Source organism: Chryseobacterium viscerum (assembly GCF_025949665.1).
GTDB lineage: Bacteria > Bacteroidota > Bacteroidia > Flavobacteriales > Weeksellaceae > Chryseobacterium > Chryseobacterium viscerum_A.
Window position 1 is genome coordinate 222,557 of record NZ_JAPDFT010000002.1, and the last position, 21,265, is coordinate 243,821.

At 35.7% G+C, this 21,265-nt stretch carries 20 protein-coding genes; 10 read left to right on the forward strand and 10 right to left on the reverse strand.

Annotation, left to right across the window (positions count from 1 at the left end; all coding sequences use genetic code 11):
- Window positions 1-10: 10 nt before the first annotated feature.
- Window positions 11-982 carry a 3-oxoacyl-ACP synthase III family protein gene (locus tag OL225_RS15160; protein ID WP_264518809.1) on the reverse strand — a complete coding sequence of 324 codons (972 nt, stop codon included), beginning with the start codon at window positions 980-982 and terminating at the stop codon, window positions 11-13.
- 146 nt (window positions 983-1,128) lie between these two features.
- On the opposite strand from OL225_RS15160, the gene OL225_RS15165 reads away from it, so the two are divergent.
- The 4 genes from OL225_RS15165 (at window position 1,129) to OL225_RS15180 (ending at window position 5,373) form a co-directional block, all read left to right on the forward strand.
- Window positions 1,129-1,605, forward strand: coding sequence for an acyltransferase (locus OL225_RS15165; protein WP_227941083.1), 477 nt, complete (start codon window positions 1,129-1,131; stop codon window positions 1,603-1,605).
- 32 nt (window positions 1,606-1,637) lie between these two features.
- A complete protein-coding gene (locus OL225_RS15170; protein ID WP_264518810.1) occupies window positions 1,638-2,786 on the forward strand; it encodes a glycosyltransferase in 1,149 nt (382 codons plus the stop codon).
- Between the two features lie 11 nt (window positions 2,787-2,797).
- Entirely contained in the window at window positions 2,798-3,355 is a 558-nt protein-coding gene (locus tag OL225_RS15175; protein ID WP_264518811.1) for a serine O-acetyltransferase, read from the forward strand.
- Window positions 3,356-3,981: 626 nt separating this feature from the next.
- Window positions 3,982-5,373 carry a phosphoethanolamine transferase gene (locus OL225_RS15180; protein ID WP_264518812.1) on the forward strand — a complete coding sequence of 464 codons (1,392 nt, stop codon included), beginning with the start codon at window positions 3,982-3,984 and terminating at the stop codon, window positions 5,371-5,373.
- A gap of 24 nt (window positions 5,374-5,397) precedes the next feature.
- Here the strand turns inward: OL225_RS15180 and OL225_RS15185 are convergent, their stop codons facing one another.
- Window positions 5,398-6,003: a DUF2306 domain-containing protein gene (locus OL225_RS15185; RefSeq protein ID WP_264518813.1), complete on the reverse strand. Its 606-nt coding sequence runs from the start codon at window positions 6,001-6,003 to the stop codon at window positions 5,398-5,400.
- 136 nt (window positions 6,004-6,139) lie between these two features.
- The gene (locus OL225_RS15190; RefSeq protein WP_264518814.1) at window positions 6,140-7,267 is read right to left on the reverse strand and encodes a helix-turn-helix domain-containing protein; all 1,128 of its coding nucleotides are present in this window, start codon (window positions 7,265-7,267) and stop codon (window positions 6,140-6,142) included.
- Between the two features lie 385 nt (window positions 7,268-7,652).
- Between OL225_RS15190 and OL225_RS15195 the strand changes: the two genes are divergently transcribed.
- The 4 genes from OL225_RS15195 (at window position 7,653) to OL225_RS15210 (ending at window position 11,069) form a co-directional block, all read left to right on the forward strand.
- Entirely contained in the window at window positions 7,653-8,321 is a 669-nt protein-coding gene (locus tag OL225_RS15195) for a carbonic anhydrase (RefSeq protein ID WP_047376472.1), read from the forward strand.
- Window positions 8,322-8,342: 21 nt separating this feature from the next.
- On the forward strand, window positions 8,343-8,642 hold the full coding sequence (locus OL225_RS15200; RefSeq protein WP_047376470.1) for a hypothetical protein: 300 nt from the start codon (window positions 8,343-8,345) through the stop codon (window positions 8,640-8,642).
- Window positions 8,643-8,788: 146 nt separating this feature from the next.
- On the forward strand, window positions 8,789-10,381 hold the full coding sequence (locus OL225_RS15205; protein ID WP_264518815.1) for a SulP family inorganic anion transporter: 1,593 nt from the start codon (window positions 8,789-8,791) through the stop codon (window positions 10,379-10,381).
- Between the two features lie 52 nt (window positions 10,382-10,433).
- On the forward strand, window positions 10,434-11,069 hold the full coding sequence (locus OL225_RS15210) for a carbonic anhydrase (protein ID WP_047376466.1): 636 nt from the start codon (window positions 10,434-10,436) through the stop codon (window positions 11,067-11,069).
- 138 nt (window positions 11,070-11,207) lie between these two features.
- Here OL225_RS15210 and pth read toward each other — a convergent pair whose 3' ends face one another.
- From pth to mfd, 7 genes are all read right to left on the reverse strand, one after another.
- Window positions 11,208-11,771, reverse strand: coding sequence for an aminoacyl-tRNA hydrolase (pth, locus tag OL225_RS15215; RefSeq protein WP_047376464.1), 564 nt, complete (start codon window positions 11,769-11,771; stop codon window positions 11,208-11,210).
- Between the two features lie 86 nt (window positions 11,772-11,857).
- Entirely contained in the window at window positions 11,858-12,790 is a 933-nt protein-coding gene (locus tag OL225_RS15220) for a hypothetical protein (protein WP_264518816.1), read from the reverse strand.
- Window positions 12,791-12,891: 101 nt separating this feature from the next.
- Window positions 12,892-13,764, reverse strand: a complete 873-nt coding sequence (locus OL225_RS15225) for a hypothetical protein (RefSeq protein WP_264518817.1) — start codon at window positions 13,762-13,764, stop codon at window positions 12,892-12,894.
- A gap of 152 nt (window positions 13,765-13,916) precedes the next feature.
- Entirely contained in the window at window positions 13,917-14,654 is a 738-nt protein-coding gene (locus tag OL225_RS15230; RefSeq protein WP_264518818.1) for a hypothetical protein, read from the reverse strand.
- 8 nt (window positions 14,655-14,662) lie between these two features.
- Window positions 14,663-15,481 carry a hypothetical protein gene (locus OL225_RS15235; RefSeq protein ID WP_264518819.1) on the reverse strand — a complete coding sequence of 273 codons (819 nt, stop codon included), beginning with the start codon at window positions 15,479-15,481 and terminating at the stop codon, window positions 14,663-14,665.
- A gap of 2 nt (window positions 15,482-15,483) precedes the next feature.
- On the reverse strand, window positions 15,484-16,305 hold the full coding sequence (locus tag OL225_RS15240; RefSeq protein ID WP_047376455.1) for a hypothetical protein: 822 nt from the start codon (window positions 16,303-16,305) through the stop codon (window positions 15,484-15,486).
- 372 nt (window positions 16,306-16,677) lie between these two features.
- Window positions 16,678-20,046 (reverse strand): transcription-repair coupling factor, encoded by a 3,369-nt coding sequence (gene mfd, locus OL225_RS15245; protein WP_264518820.1) that lies wholly within the window; start codon window positions 20,044-20,046, stop codon window positions 16,678-16,680.
- Between the two features lie 244 nt (window positions 20,047-20,290).
- On the opposite strand from mfd, the gene OL225_RS15250 reads away from it, so the two are divergent.
- Complete coding sequence (locus tag OL225_RS15250) at window positions 20,291-20,686, forward strand: hypothetical protein (RefSeq protein WP_047376451.1); 396 nt, start codon at window positions 20,291-20,293, stop codon at window positions 20,684-20,686.
- Between the two features lie 182 nt (window positions 20,687-20,868).
- Window positions 20,869-21,162, forward strand: a complete 294-nt coding sequence (locus OL225_RS15255) for a hypothetical protein (protein WP_047376449.1) — start codon at window positions 20,869-20,871, stop codon at window positions 21,160-21,162.
- The last annotated feature ends 103 nt before the right edge of the window (window positions 21,163-21,265 follow it).

The window sequence follows — 21,265 nt, forward strand, 5'->3', positions numbered from 1 at the left end:
GTTTATTATCTTAAATTTCCATAATGGTAGCTCCCCATGAATATCCTACTCCAAAGCCTGCCATTAAAACTTTATCTCCTTCCTTCAGCATTCCTTTTTCCATCATATTTTTAAGGGCTATAGGAATGGTTGCAGAAACGGTGTTTCCGGTATTTTCCATATCAATATAGAACTTTTCTGCCGGTATTTTTGTTTTCTTTCTTAAATAATTCAGCATAAAAGAATTGGCCTGGTGAAAAACAAAATGGTCAATATCATCCATCCTCATTCCGTTTACTTCAAGGGTTTCTTTTACCAATCCTGGGATATTTTCAATCGTAAAATTAAAAATCTCAGGACCATTCATATAAATATTTTCAGGGCTGAATTCATGTTCGGGGTTCAGTTCAAAGTCTTTTTTAAAAGCACCTTTCTTCACGATTAGGTTTTCTGCACCGCTTCCGTCTGTCCCCAGACAGAACTGGTAATCATTGTTTTCTGCTTTTTCAACAATTGCTGAAGCTGAAGCATCTCCGAATATACTTCGGTTTCCTTTATCATCAGCATGAATATGTTTGGTGTACGTTTCTGAAGTAACCAGAAGAATACTCTTTGCAATTCCTGCAGCAATCAATCCTTTCGCAAAAGCCAGTCCATACACAAATCCTGAACAGCCAAGATTGAAATCTATAGCTCCGATATTTTTTCTAAGCCCAAGTCTGTCCTGCAAAATACAGGCCGTTGTAGGCAAAAAATATTCCGGACTTTGGGTACAGAACAAAATAAAATCTACTTTATCCCGGTCATAGGTTTTGAAAATTTTTTCTGAAGATTGTACAGCCATATCCAGCACCGTTTCGTTGTCTGAAGAAATATGACGTTGAGAAATACCTACTTTCTCTTTGATGCGTTCGGAACTCCATTCGGGGAAGAGTTTTTCAAGATCTTCGTTAGTTAACACCTGCTGAGGCAGATAATATTCTATTTTTGAAATTTTTATCATATTAATAAATTCTCTTTCTTTGCAAAAGTAACGAAAACAAATTTACACTTGTGATGATTTTTATATTCAGAATCCTATTAAAAATAGATGCTCTCTATCATTCTTTTTTGAATAGAGGCAGTCTTGAAGTGGCTAAATATAGGGGTATGAAGGTAGGAAAAAACTTCAATATGCCTGATAAAGTGTATTTTGGAACAGAACCTTACCTTATCGAAATTGGTGACAATGTGAATATTGCCGGAGACGTAAGGTTTGTAAATCACGGCGGAACCACTACCCTGCTGAGAAAACTTCCCGGGTATGAAGATGCCAGAATTCTTGGAAGAATAAAGATTGGAAACAATTGTACAATTGGCCTCAATGCTGTAATCATGCAGGATGTACAGATTGGAAACAACTGCATTCTGGGAGCCAACTCTGTATTGTCACAATCTATGCCTGACAATACAGTCTTTATTGGAAACCCGGCTCAATTCTTGTGCACTATTGAAGATTATGGTGATATTGTCCTTAAAAACAATCCGGAATATCCCCGTGAACTGGAGAAAGACAGAAAAAAGCTGGATGCCTATATCAAAGAAAATCTTCCCCACAAGTATAAAAAAGCAAGAAAAATTAAATAAATTTAATCTTGTAAAATCATAAAATAAACAAATTGAAAAAGAAAAAACTCCTCATTCGTATAGGTTCATTACGTCATGGTGGTGCAGAAAAAGTATTAATCAACTTTTTGAAAAATCTTCCTTCTGATAAATATGAAGTAGACCTTCTGGTCAATCTATATTCAGGATTATACATTAAAGAGGTTCCGTCATGGGTAACTTTATACTATTTAACAAAAGGAGAAATGATAACGACCAACAGGCCGCAGGATATTCCTGTGAAAGCTTACAGGGTTCTTTATCAGAAAATGTTTCTCTGGTTCCCTTCTCTTCTTTATAAATTTGTTTTAAAAAATAAAAAATATGATGTAGAGATTGCAGCTATTCATGCAATGCATCAGGAAATACTGTCCAGCCCTCAAAAAGATTCCAAAAAGATTATCTGGGTACAGAATGATATTTTCAATTTAAAAGAATACACTCCGGAAGTCATCAGACAGTTTTTTAAGTTTGACAGAATTCTTGTGATCTCTAACAAACTTCAGGAGGGAATGCATAATTTAGCTAAAAATGAGGCTGAAAAGGCTTCTGTAATCAAGATTTTTAATCCAATAGACAAGAACGATACTTTAAGAAAGGCCGATATTGAAGTCAATGATTATCCTTTCAACAGTGACCTTCCTACTTTTGTAACGGTGGGAACGGTATATCCTCAGAAAGGGTATGACAGATTGCTGAATGTTCATAAAAAACTGATCGATGAAGGATTGAAGCATCAGCTTTTGATTATTGGTGACGGTTATGATTTTGACAAAACTCAGGATCAGCTCAATACACTGGGGCTTCAGAATACTGCAAAAATGCTGGGCTTCAGCAGTAACCCATATCCCTATATGAAAAAAGCGGATTTCTATATCATGTCTTCCCGACATGAGGGGTTTCCTACAATCATTGCCGAAGCGCTTATTCTCAATAAACCTATTTCTGCAACAGATATTTCCGGTATCAGAGATCTTCTGCAGGATGGAAAACTGGGCAATATCACCCCAAATTCCGAAGAGGGAATATATGAGGGAATGAAAAAGTTTCTTACCGATAAAAATATAACTGAAGAATATAAAAAACAGATCTCAGCAACAGAACTGCCGTTTGTGCTGGAAAAATCCGTGGAACACCTTCAGAAAATAATTGATGAAGTATAAAAACATTGACAATGGCTGATTATTCTATCATTCAAAAAGACTTTTACCGGGAAAGCGGAAAGTGGCTTTCAACATTTCAGATCTGGAAAAAATGTATTAATCCCAATCTCCATTTTGTGTACATTTTGAGAAAGGCTCAGAAATATCAGGAGAATCCTCTTTTGAATATTTTCTGGAGAATTGTATTAAGACATTATCAGATCAAATACGGATTTCAGATTTATCCTGAAACTCAGATCGGCGAAGGTTTTTATCTGGGCCACTGGGGAAGTCTTGTCATCAACCCGAAAACAGTCATTGGAAAAAACTGTAATATCGCACAGGGAGTCACCATAGGCCAACAGAACCGCGGAAAAAATGAAGGTTTCCCAATTATAGGTGATGAAGTATGGATAGGCACCAATGCCGTTATTGTAGGGGCTATTACTATTGGGAATAATGTGTTGATAGTTCCTAATTCTTATGTCAACTTTGATGTTCCTCCCAATTCTGTTGTTATAGGAAACCCTGCAAAAATCATCCCTACCCCTAATGCCACAATGGATTATATCAACCGTAAAGTGCAGTAATTCCAGCCACTTATAGTAAAAATTCTACTTGCATTTATCGGTAATTTCGTGTACATTTGTAAAAAAGGCATTGTTTAGTTATGAAATAACGATATGATTGTCCGGCTTTAAAATCCAGATGGAATCAATTCTTCAATGTTACTTGTTCTGAAAAAAATCGCTTAATATTAAAAACACAACCCTGGCTTATTACTAATTTAAAAAAATATTTTTTTGATGAAAGAAACACACCCTCATTATTCCCATTCTTTATCTGCAATATCAGCTCTATAGTTACATTTTCTACACTCATTGAAAATTTAAACGGAAAGAAATAACTCTCCATATGTAACTGTAGCAATTTATCTTTCAAAAGTTTCTTTTTTGAGTTGATACAATATCTGTAAACCGTAAGAATTATTATCTAACATTAATTCTTCTCATGCAACACATGACTCTGATATTCAGCAGACTCTCATCCGGAAGACCCTTAAGAAAGATTATTAAAAAATGATCTTAACAGCCCTGAAAACATATATACAACCATGCTCAAAAAAATAATTCCAATTCTTCTCATTATAATATACCTAACAGGTTTTTTGGTTTCATTCCCTTATATCTTTGATAATCTGTTTGGGGCCGAAAAATTGGATAGTATCCGAAATATTTTTGAGTATGGAATTATGTTTTGTTCGTTTCTTGTATTCAATGCACTTCTTTTTAAGAATAAGTATACGTCTGTAATTGCTATTATTCTCTGTTTACTATTAAGCATTAACTTTCTGATATCAGTATCCTGTTTTCTTATCTACCATTCCGGATTTAATGTAGGAATGGCTATCAGTATTCTTGAGTCTAATCCTGATGAGGCAATGAGTATGTCTTATATGTTTATTCTTCCGGGTATTTTGTTTTTCCTTTTTCTGGGAATGGTACTGTACTCTGTGAATTACCTAAAGAAAAATATAGTCAAGATTGATGCTAAATTTATCATCATTGCATTACTGTGGCTTATTTTACCATTCGGGTATCACCTTAAACATACCTATGTAAGCAATAAAGGAGGTGGTAAGATGATTAAGAATGTTTACTATCATTTATCCGATTTCAATACCGCTTTGAATATACAAAGAGACATTAACGCAATCAAAAAGAATGTTCCGGTTTTCAATATCAAAAAAATACAGCCCGGAATAGAAAACGTAATTCTTATCATTGGTGAGTCTGAAAGAAAGCAAAATATGTCATTATATGGCTACAACAAGAAAACTACTCCTTTTACAGATGAGCAGGCCGAAAATATGATGATTTTCGACAATGCTGTTTCTCCTGCAGGAATTACCAACCTAAGTGTTCCTTTAATGCTGTCCAGCATTCATCCGGATGAATTCAGATACCGCTATGACAAACTATCCTACAACATCATCAATCTGGCCAACCAAACCGGATATAATTCTTTCTGGCTCAGCACACAGGCGAGCGCAAGAGGAATAACAGCCATCGCTTCTATGTCTAAAAATAAAAAATGGGTAAACGGCTATGATGAAGTGATTGTTCCTGAACTGGAAAAGGTCATTCAGAAAAAAGAAAATAAATTTGTGGTTCTCCACATCATGGGAAGCCACCCCAATCCATGCAACAGACTTCCTCCCAACTGGAATTCTGAGAATCTAAACTGCTATGACAGCTCCATAAAATATACAGATTATGTTTTTAATAATATTTTCCGCACTTTGAAAAACACCAATTCTGTAGTCATCTACGCTTCAGATCATGGACTAAAAATACAGGGTGACAAATTACTGCATATAGACTCTAAAGAATCTACCCAGGTTCCGTTTTTTGTATGGTATGGTGATCAGGTTCCTGCAGCATATAGGATCACAGGACATGAAACCAAGCAGACCCAAACGACTTACATCTATCCTCTGATTATGAAATACATGGGCCTTGAGGTACCTCAGCATTATAAAAATGAAGGAAATAAATATTTAAATTTAGAGATGAAAAGTATGGAATATGGAGAACTGCCAGAGTAAATATTCCCTCTTGTGAAAGAAGAATTATCTTACAGCTATTCTTTTATTGATACAATAAGCAGTCAATAGATTAGGGACCCAGCACAACCATGCAACGGCAATATAAGAATTGTCAGGATCACCGATTATATTTGTCAGCAAAGGATACCAAAATCTCAGTGTCACCGCAGCAAAAGTACAGGCGTAACTGTAAATCATGAACTGTTGATGCATTACAACATTCCCTTTTCTTATCTGCCCAACCGCAGCAAGAGTTGTCATCAGCCAGATACATCCCAAACTAATAAAGCCCATTGCAGAAATCAGTCCGCCATTAGCATAAAAACCCATATAAACAGCGGATACAGAACTTATAACCACTGAAATCACGTAGATACTTCCGATTTTTCTATGAATCCTGATATATTTATTCCTGAATGAGCTACCAAACTGACGCCAACCTATAAAAAGAGCCACCCCCCCGAAAATAATATGGGCAAAAAAAGCTGTTTTCCAGATAATATTATAAAGTACTTCAGGAGATTTGGAACCTAAAAAGGTATGTTTGTGTTCCACAAAAGCATAAATAAGAGGATAAGCTCCAATTAGTAATGCCAGCACACACATGATTACAAACAGTAATTTTTTCATAGAGATCTGATTAAATTTTTTTGTAAAAATGAGGATTATCAAAGCTTCGAATGTTCCAAAATGAAAGGTGGAACCTATTTATAAAATACTCATAATGATCCACTTGACACGAAACCATCAAAATATTAGCAATAAGTTATTCCATATGGATACTTTGGCTTTTTAAAAACTCCGTTGGTGAACAATTCATATAATTTTTAAAATTTCTATTAAAAGAAGTTTTGGAATTGAACCCACAATCAAAAGCTAATGAAAGAATCGTGTATTTTTGGTTTACCGGAAGCACAACAGTACGCTTAAATTCTTCAATACGCTGTCTGTTGATATAATCATAAAAGTTTTTATGCTCCATAGAATTAATAACCTGAGACAAAAGATTGGGATGAACATCTAATAGTCTGGCAACAGCGTTCAGATTAAGTTCCGGGTCTTTGTATAGCTTTTCCTGTACCATTTTATGCACAAGTTTTTTATAAATAGATTGTATAACCTCATCTCCAGGAGAATTTTTCTGATATTTAACAACTTCATTATCAGTCTCTTTTTCATCCGGTATATTAGTAATAACCGGTATATCTAAAATCCCTACACGACTGATTCCAAAGTAAGCCGCCACTACAATAAAGAGAACAACTAAGGAAAAAATAAGAATATCATTTCTTATAATCACGGCTATCCATATCAGAGCTATCCCTGCAATAAGATAATACAGCCAGTTCAGATTGATTTTCTCAGTATTGGAATATTGGTTGGATATACCTTTTGTATATCTTCTGACAGCAAGAAGGCTTAAAGAAACATATATTATTCCTGATAAGATCATAAGATATTTGAGGATCCTGCTCAATAACTTATACCTGTTATTTCCGCTCTGATAAGCAGCAAGTCTATCCCATGGAGACAACATCAAAAGCTGGGATAGTAGCAGGCAGATCATCAGAACAGGAATACCATGCAGCAGCCATATCTTTACACCTGGATTTTTTCCTGTAACACACAGAACATACAAATACAGCATTGGCCCGTGAATAAAAGGAAAAATAACTTCATATCCCAGGAAATAAGGAAATTTCAAATAGTTACCAGAAAAAAACAGAATAAATAATATGAGATGTAGCCCTATAATCAGAAACCATGCACCCAATACATAATCTGCCATTATTTTTTTACGCTTTCCTATAATCAGAAGAGAAGAGAAACAAGCAGCAAAAACTCCTGCCAGATAAAATATTGATGGTAAAGATTGTAATCCAGAATCAGACATTCAGTGAATAGATTTATCAGACCTTTAAATTATTCATTTTTTGCACAATGTGACCGTTTTTTAACAACTCTTCTCAGGCAGATTAAAAATACAGATAAATAATTAAGAATATTTTAATTCACAAATCTCAAATTTTAATTTATACTTCGTAATTTTATCATGTTTTTTAAACGTTTGGATTACCCTTATAGAGCCTAATGGCCGTAAAGCAAAGTATATCGGAATATTAGATATGATTTTAAGCATATTTTAATATTAAACTTTGTTAAAAGTGATTGACTTTTTAACAAAAAGTATATTTTTGCACAATTATTGATTTAGTCTATTGATTTTGGAAATAATTTAAACGAAATAAATAATTATAAACTTTTAAAAATTTAAAATTATGTCACAATCGTATGAGGTTATTTTTGAAAACAACAAAAAATGGGTAGAATCCAAAGTAGCTGAAAATCCCAGCTTCTTTCAGGAACTTGCAAAAACTCAACATCCGGAATTCCTTTACATAGGATGTTCAGATAGTAGAGCTACTGCAGAAGAATTGATGGGAGCAAAACCAGGTGAGGTATTTGTTCACAGAAACATTGCTAATGTTGTCAATACTTTAGATATGAGTTCCACAGCAGTTATTCAATATGCTGTAGAACATCTGAAAGTAAAACACATTATTGTATGTGGACATTACAACTGTGGTGGTGTAAAAGCAGCGATGACTCCTCAGGATCTGGGATTATTGAATCCCTGGCTGAGAAACATCCGTGATGTTTACAGATTACATCAGGTAGAGCTGGATTCTATTGAAGACGAAAACAAGCGTTATGACAGACTTGTAGAACTTAATGTTCAGGAGCAGTGCATCAACGTGATCAAAATGGCCTGCGTACAGGAAAGGTATATTTTAGAAGAACAACCTATTGTGCACGGCTGGGTATTTGACCTTAGAACAGGTAAGATCATAGATTTGGAAATTGATTTTGAGAAAATTTTAAAAGACATCCAAAAGATCTACAACCTTACAAGTTCAGATTGGGTAATGAGCAGAAAGACGAAGTAGTTTTTCTAAAAAGAATGTAAAATGAAATTCTGGAGTATTATTGTATTAACGTTTTTTCTGAATTTTACAGCGCTGCCAGGCATTGCTGCGGTAGCGGGCTGGGATATTGCAAGAACGAATATCATAATCAACGAAGAAGAACCACATTCTCACCCGTCTTCATTTATTGTTTACGAAAAGACGATTCCGAAACCTTTAGATGTTTTCGACTATCTGAAGTTTTCTGAACCTGATACTCAGGGCATGTCTTTTGTGCTGATAGATGATTCTTTTCATCTTTCACCCTTACTTACTATATTTTCTCCCCCTCCGGAAGCGTAACTCCTATAGTTAGATTTTTTTGATACTATTTCCATATCATTTTTTGATATCGGATACCCATGTACTTTAAAAATTATTTTTTCTCAACTTTTATAATTGACTTATTTAAAAACAAATAAGGAGGTTATACTTTACAGCTTCACATTATGAAAAAGACATCATTAATAGGAGGAATCAAGGAGAATTTTCCTTCAGGACTCGTGGTATTTTTAGTAGCACTTCCGTTGTGTTTAGGAATTGCTTTAGCATCAGGTGCTCCCCCATTATCCGGTATTATTTCCGGTATTGTAGGCGGCCTGGTAGTAGGAACAATCAGTAATTCTAATATTTCAGTTTCCGGGCCTGCAGCGGGTTTAACGGCAATTGTTTTAACAGCTATAACAGATCTTGGCGCATTTGAGCTTTTCCTTTGTGCAGGAATTATTGCGGGACTTATTCAATTGATTTTAGGATTTGTAAGAGCCGGGAGTATTTCCAACTATTTCCCGAATAACGTGATTGAAGGAATGCTTGCCGCTATAGGAATCATTATTATTTTAAAACAGATTCCGCATGCTTTAGGATTTGATAAAGATTATGAAGGTCATGAATCTATCTTTGATAATGGCTTAAACTTCGGATATTTTACAGAATTATTTGGAGCGATCCATCCGGGAGCTATCGTTATCACTTTGGTTTCTGTAGCTATTCTTATCGCATGGGATAAAATCCACGTTCTGAAGAGACTGAAAATGCTTCCGGGAGCTTTGGTTGCAGTAATTGTAAGTATTCTGTTGAATCAGCTCTTTAAAATGTCCGGGAGTTCTCTGGCTATTGAAACCCAGCATTTGGTTTCTTTACCTGTTCCGCAGTCTTTTGATGATTTCAAGAACCTGATTACCACTCCTGATTTTAATGGTTTTACCAATCCTAAAGTATGGATCGTAGGTGCTACTATTGCTATTGTAGCCTCTATTGAAACGTTACTTTGTATTGAGGCGTCAGACCGATTAGACAGACAGAGAAGAATTACGGATACCAATCTTGAGCTTAAAGCTCAGGGAATCGGGAACCTTATCAGCTCATTTATTGGCGGTCTCCCAATGACGTCTGTTGTGGTAAGAAGTTCTGCCAATGCTAATGCAGGAGCAACTTCTAAAGTTTCAGCTATTATTCACGGGATCTTTTTATTGATCTGTGTACTTTCTATTCCTGTTATTTTAAATTTAATTCCATTAGCTACTTTGGCTGCGGTATTAATTTTAGTAGGATATAAATTGGCAAAACCAGCTACATTCAAGCATTTCTGGCATTTAGGAAAATTCCAGTTTATTCCTTTTGTAGCAACGGTTGTAGCTGTTGTAGCAACAGATTTATTAAAAGGAGTAGGAATTGGTCTTACCATCTCTGTTTTCTATATTCTTCAGGGAAATATGAAAAGAGCTTATTATTTAAGCAGAGAAAGGCTGGATGATGCGGATGGAATTAACATAAAACTGGCTGAAGAAGTTTCATTTTTAAATAAGGCAGCTATCAAAAAAACACTTAAAAATATAAAACCAAGTTCTACAGTCATCATTGATGCCAGAAGTACTTCTTACATTGCAACAGATGTACTGGAAATGATTCAGGATTTTGCCAATATCCGCGCAAAGGAACAGGACATCAACGTCGAACTTCTAGGCTTTAAAACTTCATACAGAGATTACGAAAGAAGTGAGGACTCCCATATTCTGGTTACTCACAAAAGAGCCATGTAATCTCCATTTATAATTAATTTTTTTAACTTTAAATTTGATAATAATACATAACATGAAAGCACATACATACGAAACCCAGTCTACAATCACTCCAGAGAAAGCATTAGAGTTCTTAAAAGAAGGAAATCAAAGATTTGTAAACAACCTTAAGGCAAACAGAGACCTTCTTGAACAGGTGAATGCTACCCGTGAAGGGCAGTGGCCGTTCGCTGTAGTTTTAAGCTGTATAGACAGCCGTACTTCTGCAGAGCTTATCTTTGACCAAGGATTAGGAGACGTTTTCAGTATCAGAATTGCCGGTAATTTTGTTAATCAGGACATTCTTGGATCTATGGAATTTGGCTGTAACGTTGCAGGTTCTAAACTTATTGTAGTTTTAGGACACACGAAATGCGGAGCCTTGAAAGGAGGTCTTGACGCAGCACAAATTGAAGGATTGGGAATGGATAATCTTAACCACCTGATCAATCATTTCAACCCTATCATCGATGATATTATCGAAGAGAATGAGGAGCGCTCATCAAAAAACAGCTCGCTTCTGGAAAGGCTTAATCAGCAAAATGTAAAAAATGCAATTGATGATATCCGTAAACAAAGTTCAACACTTAAAAACCTTGAAGCAGAAGGTAAAATTAAAATTGTTGGGGCCAATTACGATGTTGAAACAGGTGCAGTAAGTTGGTTATAAAAGATACACTCATTAAATTTCAATTATAATTTACAGAAAATGCCATCGAAATTCGATGGCATTTATTTTTTATCATGATTTAGATGCGGGCAAATAAAAGTGAGACTCTCCTGTTACCTGGAATCTGCTATCTGTTTTCTATTTTCCATTAAAGGCAGACATTGTATTGTTCAAACCTGCAAAAACGAAAGAAAGGCTCGCCTTAGAAAAAGTTTCAATTCTTTCTGTAAGCTTTTCTGATTCTTCTTCATTCCAGGTTCCTAATACATAATCTACCTGCCGCCCTGCAGAAAAATCAGCAGAGATTCCGAAACGCAGCCTTGCATAGTTTTGAGTCTGCAGTACTTCATTAATATTTTTAAGCCCATTATGGCCCGCATCAGACCCTTTTCCTTTCAATCTTAAAGTTCCGAAAGGTAAAGCCAGATCATCTGTAACGATCAGTACATTCTCCAAAGGAATATTTTCTTTCTGCATCCAGTATTTCACAGCATTTCCGGAAAGATTCATATAAGTATCAGGTTTAAGGATAAAAACTTTTCTGCCTTTATGTTTTCCTTCTGCCAGCCAGCCAAAGTTGGAGGTATTGAATGGTACTTCAAGAGTTTCCGCTATTTTTTCAGCTACTTTAAAGCCTATATTATGTCGTGTATTTTCATATTCTGAGCCTTTATTACCAAGCCCGACGATTAAATATTTCATCAGAAATTTTTTGCAAAATTAAGGGATAAAAAATAAAAAACTCAATCTTAGGAAAGATTGAGTTTGAATATTGTTAAAAAAGTCTTCTATTGTGGTTTGTAGATGTAATTAACGCCATATCCTTTCGTCATATAAGTCTGAGGATCATAAACGTAATTAGTACTCTTTACAATCGGAGTTGGAATAGGTGGCGAAAGATCTGTCACCGACCATCTCTTAGGATTGTTTGGAGATAAAATAAGACTTTCTTTATCATTAATTACTGTAGATAATAGTCTTGAAATCTTGTATACATGTGGCAATAAAGTGAACGGGCTCACCTGATCGTCATAAGCGTAGTATTCATAGCTGTACTTTCCTGTAACAGCACCGAATGCACCTCCAGTCATTGTTCCATAGTTTCTTACCACTTTAGATACATTGTCTCCTACATATGTGTAAGCTGTCTTAGAGTAATCTGTGAAAGCAAGTGGCACTCCTGCTACATCCGGACCATTCTTCATGATGATAGAATCCAGTTTTCCTGTAGAGGTACTGTATTTAATAGTATAAAGGCTTTTCTCTTTTTTCAGTAATGTCTGCGGACCTGGAGTAGTTGCCGGTGGTACTGGCGGAGGTCTTCTGAAGATAGCACGGTTTTCAGAAATCAATTGTAGCTTGCTATTGTTTCCGTAAGTGAATAATTGAGTGTATGATACACTGTCTTTATCCAGTTTTCCGTTTCCGTCAAGATCCAAAAAGCCGTTGAAATTAATCTGGCTGATTTTATCTCCACTATACATAATATTAGTAATTGAGGCACTGTCTGTGATTACTTTGGTCACAAGAAGTCCGCTATACTGATATTCTGCGATAGTATCTTTATCTGTAATTTCTCTGTATAATGCTCTGGGGCCGCTTAATCCTCCTGTATTGTTAAGATCTAACAATGGATTTCCATCCTCATCCAGCATGTCCTTGCAGGAATGTATTGAGGAGAATCCTGCGATTAGTAAAATAAAATAGAAAATTTGCTTCATTTCCTTGTAATTGATTATTTTTTTTGACAAATATAATTTTTTTTTACCTAAAAATTATATGATTATGTTATATTCTGGTAAGATTAATAATTATCTTTCTCTTATAAATTTTTATAAGTAAAAGTAACATTCTGATTTTTCTCAATCACCACATACCCCTGATTATCATAAGAATAACTCTGAGCTGTATTAACAGGAGCAGTCGGTGACGGCAGTTCTATGAACATTGAAGTAGGATTATTCGGAGAAGTCTTATAGAATTGTGCCGGGTTTATCAGACTTCGTGTGATGAAATACACCGTTGGAAGTGTAGAGTAAGGGCTTTTCTGAGCGTCATAGTTTTGAAAGTTGTACTTGCTTACTACCGCTGTCCCCATATTAGGGTTTCCATTGATATCCAATAAACCTTTGGAACAAAGTACCTGAATAACATTTTCTCCGTTATACGTAAATTTATAGTCTATAAACTTGTTATAAGCACTGATTCCGCCTTCTTTTCTCTTCTCAAGAATCTTAGTAAGTTTATTGGTAGTTGGATTATAAGTAAAAGTATAGTCACTTATAACAGAGGCTGCTGGAGTGGCACCCGTTGTAGTAGAAGTGGCATTGTAAATCTTTTTACCTGTAGCATCAGGAACAATATTAAATTCATAAGCAAGACTTGATGCGGCTGAACTTACATATTTAATTTTAGTAATATTTTTATTGGTATACGTTATCGTTCCTGTATAAAAAGCACCTGAAGCAGATTCATCTTTAGAGACTGCAGTCTGTAGATCTCCGGTCACTGCTGCTGTAACATATTCTTCCTGAGAAATATTATTGGCACTAACCTTTGCTAAAACCTTTTTAGGTGGCGGTCCATCATCAGGGTTCGGGATAGATTCTGTGGGATCTGAAGTAGTAGTACATGTTGTCAGAAGCCCAAGAAAAGCAATACCGGCAAATATTTTAAAAAAATAGTTTTTTACCATATAGAATTTTTTTAGCTTGCCCAAATATAATTCAATTTTCGATAATACACTTCAATTTATATGGACAAATTCACAAGAAATAGAGTTAATAAACAAAAAAAATCTAAAAACATAACGTTTTTAGATTTCTAATTATTGTATTATCATAAAAATTAATAAGGCTGCAGTATAGATGTTGTCAAAACAGATTGTGACATATCACTATTAAGATAAGTAGCATCCACAGCTTTTCCTATTCCAAGATTTGTTCCTGAGATCGCTCTTTTAATGCAGGCCACTTTAACGCTATACTGGTTTTTAGGAGTCAGATTCGCAAGAGTAGCATTAAGATTAAAAATCTTGTATGCACCACTATCTCCTAATAAAACATCTGTTCTTACCGCTCTAAGTTTGTCATCTATAAAAATACCGCAGGCAAAACTCGCAGAACTTGTTCCTGTTTTTTGAACCGTAGTCTGAAAAGAAAATGTAGCTTTATTCACCATATTGGTTACAGAAAATGTATCCACTGCTCCGGGAAGCACAGTCCAGTTCCCTGCTAAAGCATCACCATCGTTATAAGGAGTAGTAGCTCCGTTTGGTGCAACAAAAGTAACTCCTGTTTTATCAGCAACGGTATTAATTGAAAAAACAGACATACTTCCCTGCCCATCTGCAATTTTTATCGCCTTCCAGTCATTTGTAATCAGTTCTGCGTTATTGTGAAATATATCACCTGCTGTTCCGGCAGATCCTCTCAGTACATCTGTACCTCCTGTTCTTAATTCTTTTCTAACATTCAGGTCTCCGTTTATATCCAGCATATTAGTCGGATTAGGAGTGTTAATACCCACTTGGGCAGTAGTTGCAACAGCTAACAGAAGTGATGCTACAAATAATATTTTTTTCATAATCCGCTTTAGTTTATAATAGTGTTAAACACTTCTGGAACTTCATACACATCTACTTTAAGAGATGACTGTGAAATAAAGCCATTAATATTACTATATACATTAGTACCTATCGTAAGGGTATTGCTGGCTGCTCCATAAGAACCCAATCTTGTACAGGCCACATCTACGGTGTGATCTCCTTTCGCAAGATTATCTACAATACCAATCTGAGTATGGGTAAGAAAAGGATATGAAGTACTGATTGCTTTTAAGTTTCTCTGTCTCAGATTCACCAGTTTGTTGTCTACAAAAATACCACAGGCATAATCTATTGAAGTATCTGTAGACCCTACTGCTCCGAAGTCTGCCTGTACAACAGTTTCAAATTGAAAATAAGCCTTGCTCTGAGTACTGAATACACTGATCACCTGCGAAAGATTATTTATTTTTTTAAAATTAGTAAGACTGCTGATTTCTTTTCCTTTGGTAAAAGTTCCTCCTCTTGAGGCTAAACTTACTGAGGAATCATCAGAAGAAGTAAATGAAATCCCTACTTTATCTGAAAAAGAGTTGTTGTAGATCAGATAAAATTTATTAGGCTCATATTCAGGAATACGAAGTGATTTCCAGATCGGGGCATAGCCTTCTCCCTGGGAAACCAGTAATTGGTCGTTATTTCCTTGAGAAATTGAGTTATCTGTAGCGTTAAGGACCGCAATTTTATTTCTGAAGTTAAGATCTCCGTTCACATCAAGATTTGCTTTTGGAGCCTCTGTTTTTATTCCTACCTGAGCTGAAACCAAAAGCCCAATGGTCAGAAACAGTGTTGATAATAGTTTTTTCATCATTAGTTTGTTTTATAGCTCACGTATTCAATAACGTCCATTTTCATTGTAGATTCCAAAGTAAATGCACTGGAAGCTCCGTTTGAAGCCTGTACATCACGTCCGATAGCAAATTGTGATGTAGAATTTGAAGTATCAATCTTTCTGCATGCAATCTCAATCGTATGTGCTCCAACGGGAACGTTCTGTTCGGTATAATTAAGGGTAAAGATATAGTCTTGAAGACCATTTTTTCCGCTGTTGTTGTTGGAAGCAATTCTATCCGGGCGTACAGCTACCAGCGTTCCATTTCTGAAAACACCGCAGGTAAATCTCACACTTTCTATCGTAGTAGACGTAGGTGCTTTTATTTCAACTCCTGTCTGAAATTGATAGGTAAGTCTGTTTTTACCATTTTTGATGGTAAAGGTATTTTTAAGACCATCAATCTTTTTCCAGACTCCTTTGGTTGCATCAGTAATATTATCTCCAACACTGTTTTTGTAAATACCATCACCAGCAGTACCATTGGTAAGTGATATAATACCAGCTTGATCTGACGACAGATAAGAGTTGATCAACTTATACTGTCCCTCTTCCATAAAGGAAATGTTCAAAGACTTCCACACGGGAGGCAAACCCTCCCCCTGAGAAACCAAAACCTGGCCGTTTAACCCGGCATTTCCAGCCTGAGTTGAAGTCCCGCCTACTCTAAGTTCTTTTCTTAAGGTGGTTTTTCCATTCACATCAAGAACAGATTTAGGTTTCGTAGTACCTATTCCCACCTGTGCATTGGCATAGAATGAAAGAAGTCCAGCCACGCAGCAATATATAATTTTTTTCATAATAAGGACTGCAAAGGTACACAATGAAGTCCTAAAAATTCCAGTTATACATCCATAAACCTATAGAAATAAACACATTACAACATAGAATTAATCACACATAAAAGTAGAATTATTTCTACATAACTCCACTTTTTACATTTAAAAAAAATCCATTAACGTCTCAAACCCTTACTGTACGGGAATCCACAGAATATTTTTAATCATTAAAAAGTGATTTTAAACCCCTTACAAAGGCCTTAATTCCCTTCTCAAGGAATATTACTCAACAAAAACATGATAACAATCACAAAAAAGCGTATAAAAATCTAAGATTTTTATACGCTTTCTACTCCTTTTACAGATTTGTTTACAAAAAACAAAACCTATAATTTAATTATGTTCAATAATAGCTTTCAGTAATGTATTGACCTCATCTACATTTTTTATCCTTTCCTTCCTCATCATCAGCTGATTACCTTCTTTTCCGGACTTTTCTTTAAGCTGGGCTTCGGCAGGATTTCGGGTTAGATAATTAATAATATGTCTGAATCTATCCGTCTGGTAGAATTTATCCTGAGGATTCCCCGGGAAGTACCCTAAGAACACTCCGTTTTTCATAACAATCTTCTCAAAACCTATATCAGCAGCAAGCCATTTCAGAGAAACGCTTTTCAACAGATTGACTGCTTCTTTCGGCAATGCTCCAAAACGGTCAATCAGCTCAAGTTCAAACTGATGAAGATCTACTTCATTATTAATTTCTGCAATTTTCTGGTATAGCATTAATCTTTCTTCGGTATTGGAGATATAGAAATCAGGCAGCATCAGCTCAAGGTCAGTATCGATATTGACATCTTTTACAGATTTGAAAAGCTTTTGTCTGTCTTCCTCGTTTTCAAACAGACTTTCAAAGTCAGCATCATCTTTCAGTTCTTCCAGTGCTTCCTGCATAAGTTTCTGATACGTTTCAAACCCCATTTCATTGATAAACCCACTTTGCTCAGCACCCAAAAGGTCACCGGCACCACGGATTTCAAGGTCTTTCATTGCAATCTGGAAACCGCTTCCAAGATCAGAAAACTGTTCAATGGCTTCCAGACGCTTTCTGGCATCCGAAGTCATCATATCATAAGGAGGGGTAATCAGGTAACAAAACGCCTTTCTGTTGCTACGTCCTACCCTTCCTCTCATCTGATGGAGATCTGCCATACCAAATCTTTGTGCATCATTGATGAAAATAGTATTGGCATTCGGGACATCCACACCACTTTCTACAATGGTTGTAGAAACAAGGACGTCATATTTTCCTTCCATAAAATCAAGCACATTCTTTTCAAGCTGCTTTCCTTCCATCTGTCCATGTCCTGTAATCACTCTTGCATCCGGAACCAGTCTCTGAATAAGTCCGGCAATATCTTTCAGATTTTCAATCCTGTTATTAATGAAATAAACCTGTCCATCTCTCTGAAGCTCATAAGAAACGGCATCACGAAGAATCTCTTCATTGAATCCAATTAACTGTGTATCTACAGGCTGCCTGTTAGGCGGTGGTGTTTTGATAACGGATAAATCCCTTGCGGCCATTAATGAGAACTGTAAAGTTCTCGGAATAGGAGTAGCTGTCAGCGTAAGCGTATCAACATTATTTTTAAGTGTTTTCAATTTATCCTTTACGGAAACTCCAAACTTATGCTCCTCATCAATAATCAGCAGACCCAGATCTTTAAACTTCACGGAACCACCTACCAACTGATGTGTTCCGATGATAATATCCACTTTTCCATTCTTTAAAGCATCTAAGGTTTCTGATTTTTGTTTCGCCGTTCTGAATCGGTTTACATAGTCAACATTTACAGGAAAATCCTTAAGTCTTTCTTTAAAACTTCTGTAATGCTGAAAAGCAAGAATGGTTGTAGGAACCAAAATCGCAACCTGTTTACCGTCTGTTGCTGCCTTAAATGCCGCACGAATTGCAACTTCTGTTTTACCGAAACCTACATCACCACAAACCAGTCTGTCCATAACAGTATCAGCTTCCATGTCTTTCTTTACATCTATTGTTGCTTTTTCCTGATCCGGAGTATCTTCATAGATAAAACTTGCCTCCAGTTCATTCTGAAGATAAGAATCCGGTGTATAAGCAAAACCTTTTGCTGTTTTTCGCTGTGCATATAATTGAATAAGGTCAAAAGCAATTTGTTTTACCTTCGCTTTCGTTTTTTGTTTCAATGATTTCCAGGTTGGAGAACCAAGTTTGCTCAAAACGATTTCTTTTCCATCCGGTCCGTTGTATTTTGAAATCTTATGCAAAGAGTGAATACTTACATATAATAAGTCTCCGTTTTTATAAGTTAGCTTAAAACATTCCTGAATCTTACCATCATTATTCACTTTTACCAGCCCCATAAATTTTCCTATTCCATGATCAATATGGGCAATATAGTCTCCAATCTTTAAAGACATCAGGTCTTTCAGAGTAAGCTGTTCTGATTTTGCAAAAGTATTTTTGGCTTTATATCTCTGATAACGGTCAAATATCTGGTGGTCTGTATACACAAGCAGCTTGTGCCCATTATCTACAAATCCTTCATGCAGTTCAGATTTAAAGCTTTTAAAAGGAAGTTCGTGTTCAAGTTCTTCAAAGATAGACTCCAGCCTTTCTTTCTGTTTTTCTGTTGAAAAGGAGATCCATGTATCAAACCCACTATGTTGCTTTTCTTCGATATCCTCAATCAGCAGTTCAAAGTTTTTATGAAAAGACGGCTGTGGAAGCTGCTCCATTTTGACTTCAGTAATCTCCTTCAATCCTTCAATCACTGATCCACCAAAGTCAACTGTTTTGAATTTTTTATAATCAAATAAAAACTCCTGATCAGAAATAAAAAGTTCCTGAGGAGTTCTGTGAGCAATATCTTTACTTAATGCATCATATTTTTCCAAAGACTTTTCATAGAAAGTCCTGATCTTCTGCATTCCTATCATTCCATTTTTAGAAACCACAAAACTTTCATTGGGCAATAGCTGCAGCAATGACACTCTGCTGCCTGTAACAGAAAAATTCATATTGGAAACCAATTGAAAATCCTTTACTTTATCTACAGAAAGCTGAGTTTCGATATCAAAAGTTTTAATACTTTCCACTTCATTACCAAAGAATGTAATCCTATATGGTTTTTCGTATGAGTAAGAAAACACATCTACAATTCCCCCTCTTACAGAAAACTCTCCCGGTTCTGAAACAAAATCAGCCTGCTGAAAATGGTAATGAGTAAGCAGTTCGTCTACAAAATCGAAATCAAGCTGATCTCCTACTTTTATATGATGAGAAATGGCTTTAAAATCTTCTTTTTTCAGCACTTTTTCAGACAAAGCTCCGGCATAGGCTACAATGACTTTCGGAGATCTCCCGGAATTGATTTTATTTAAAACTTCAGTTCTTAAAACCAGATTGGCATTTTGTGTTTTTTCCACCTGATAAGGTTCAAGATGGGTAGCAGGAAAATACAGCACCTTATCCTTACCAAGAAGGTCTTCCATTTCTGTATTAGCATACAATGCATCTTCCTTATCATCTACCAGATAAAGAATATTTTTCTTTTGAACCAAAAAAAGTTCAGCCACAAAAACAGAAACTGAAGATCCCGCACTTCCTTTCACAGCAATATGCTGGCTGTGTTCTAACTGAGTAAAAATTTCTTTCCCGAACTCTTTCTGCATCAGATCTGGAAGAAACTTTTCGTTGATGGATTTTAATTGCATAAATAGTAATGATATAAACGACAAAAGCGATTTCGGGAGTTTTCCGAAACCGTTTATGATATACAAAGGTACGGATATTTTTTTCTTCCGATTAAACCAGGATTGACTTTCTGATTCAAAATGAATGATTTAGCTAATAAATCTTAATTTTTTACAATTTTATCTAATAACCCGTTAAAAAAATTCAATTATCACCTAATGGCATAGTGTTTGGCATTTCAAGCCTAACCAAACATTAAGTATTATGAAAAAAGCAATTAAAATCTTAGGAGTGATGATGATGCTGGTATTTACAGCATTATCTTTTTCGTCGTGCAGCAAGGATGATGACCCGGTAAACAATGAATTCTTTGCAGGAACATATAAAGGGAGTATATCTTATAAAGACGGTGGATCTACTAATGTAAGCACAGATAACGGAAGTGTTTTTGTAACGAAGATCGCCAGCGGCACCAAGTATAATTTCGCTTTCTCAAACAGCATTCCGGATCTTAACGGAATAGAGTTTAATCAGGAAGGAGATCATACTCTTGTTATGATTGGTTCTACAGCAACCTCTTATATCAGAATTGACAACAATACGTTAAAAATCCTATACGCAAAGGATGGTAAAACGTGGACAGCCAACTGTACACGCTAGCCTCCTGTCTATTTATATATTATTGCAAGCCTGTTTTCATCTGAAGACAGGCTTTTCTATTGGAAATGAAGTGTTTTAATTTTTTTTTAAGCAGTAATAAACTTTAGTTAAGTTTGAAAATCTCAATTTTCTAGCCTGCTTTTTGTATATCTTTATTCAACAAAAAACAAACATTAATTCTTATGAAAAAACTATTATCTGCAATGTCATTGATCCTTGGATTAGGACTTGCAACTGCTCAGCAGACTGCTCCCGCTACAAGCACTCAGGCTCATCCTCCTGTTAAAACAGCAGTGAAAGCCGCTAAACCAGCAGAAGTAAAAGCTGCAAAACCAGCAATGGATGCAAAAGCAGCAAAGCCCGCTGCTCCTGCCGCCAAGATGAAAAAAGACGGCACTCCTGATAAGAGATATAAAGAAAACAAGCACCTGAAAAAAGATGGTACTCCTGATAAAAGGTACAAGGTGAACAAATAAGCATAACATTAACATATAGTTGTTATTTTCATAATCAAATTTCGAAAAGCCGGTGGAACTTGTTCCATCGGTTTTTTTATGTGAAGCTTCGTAAAAAATGATT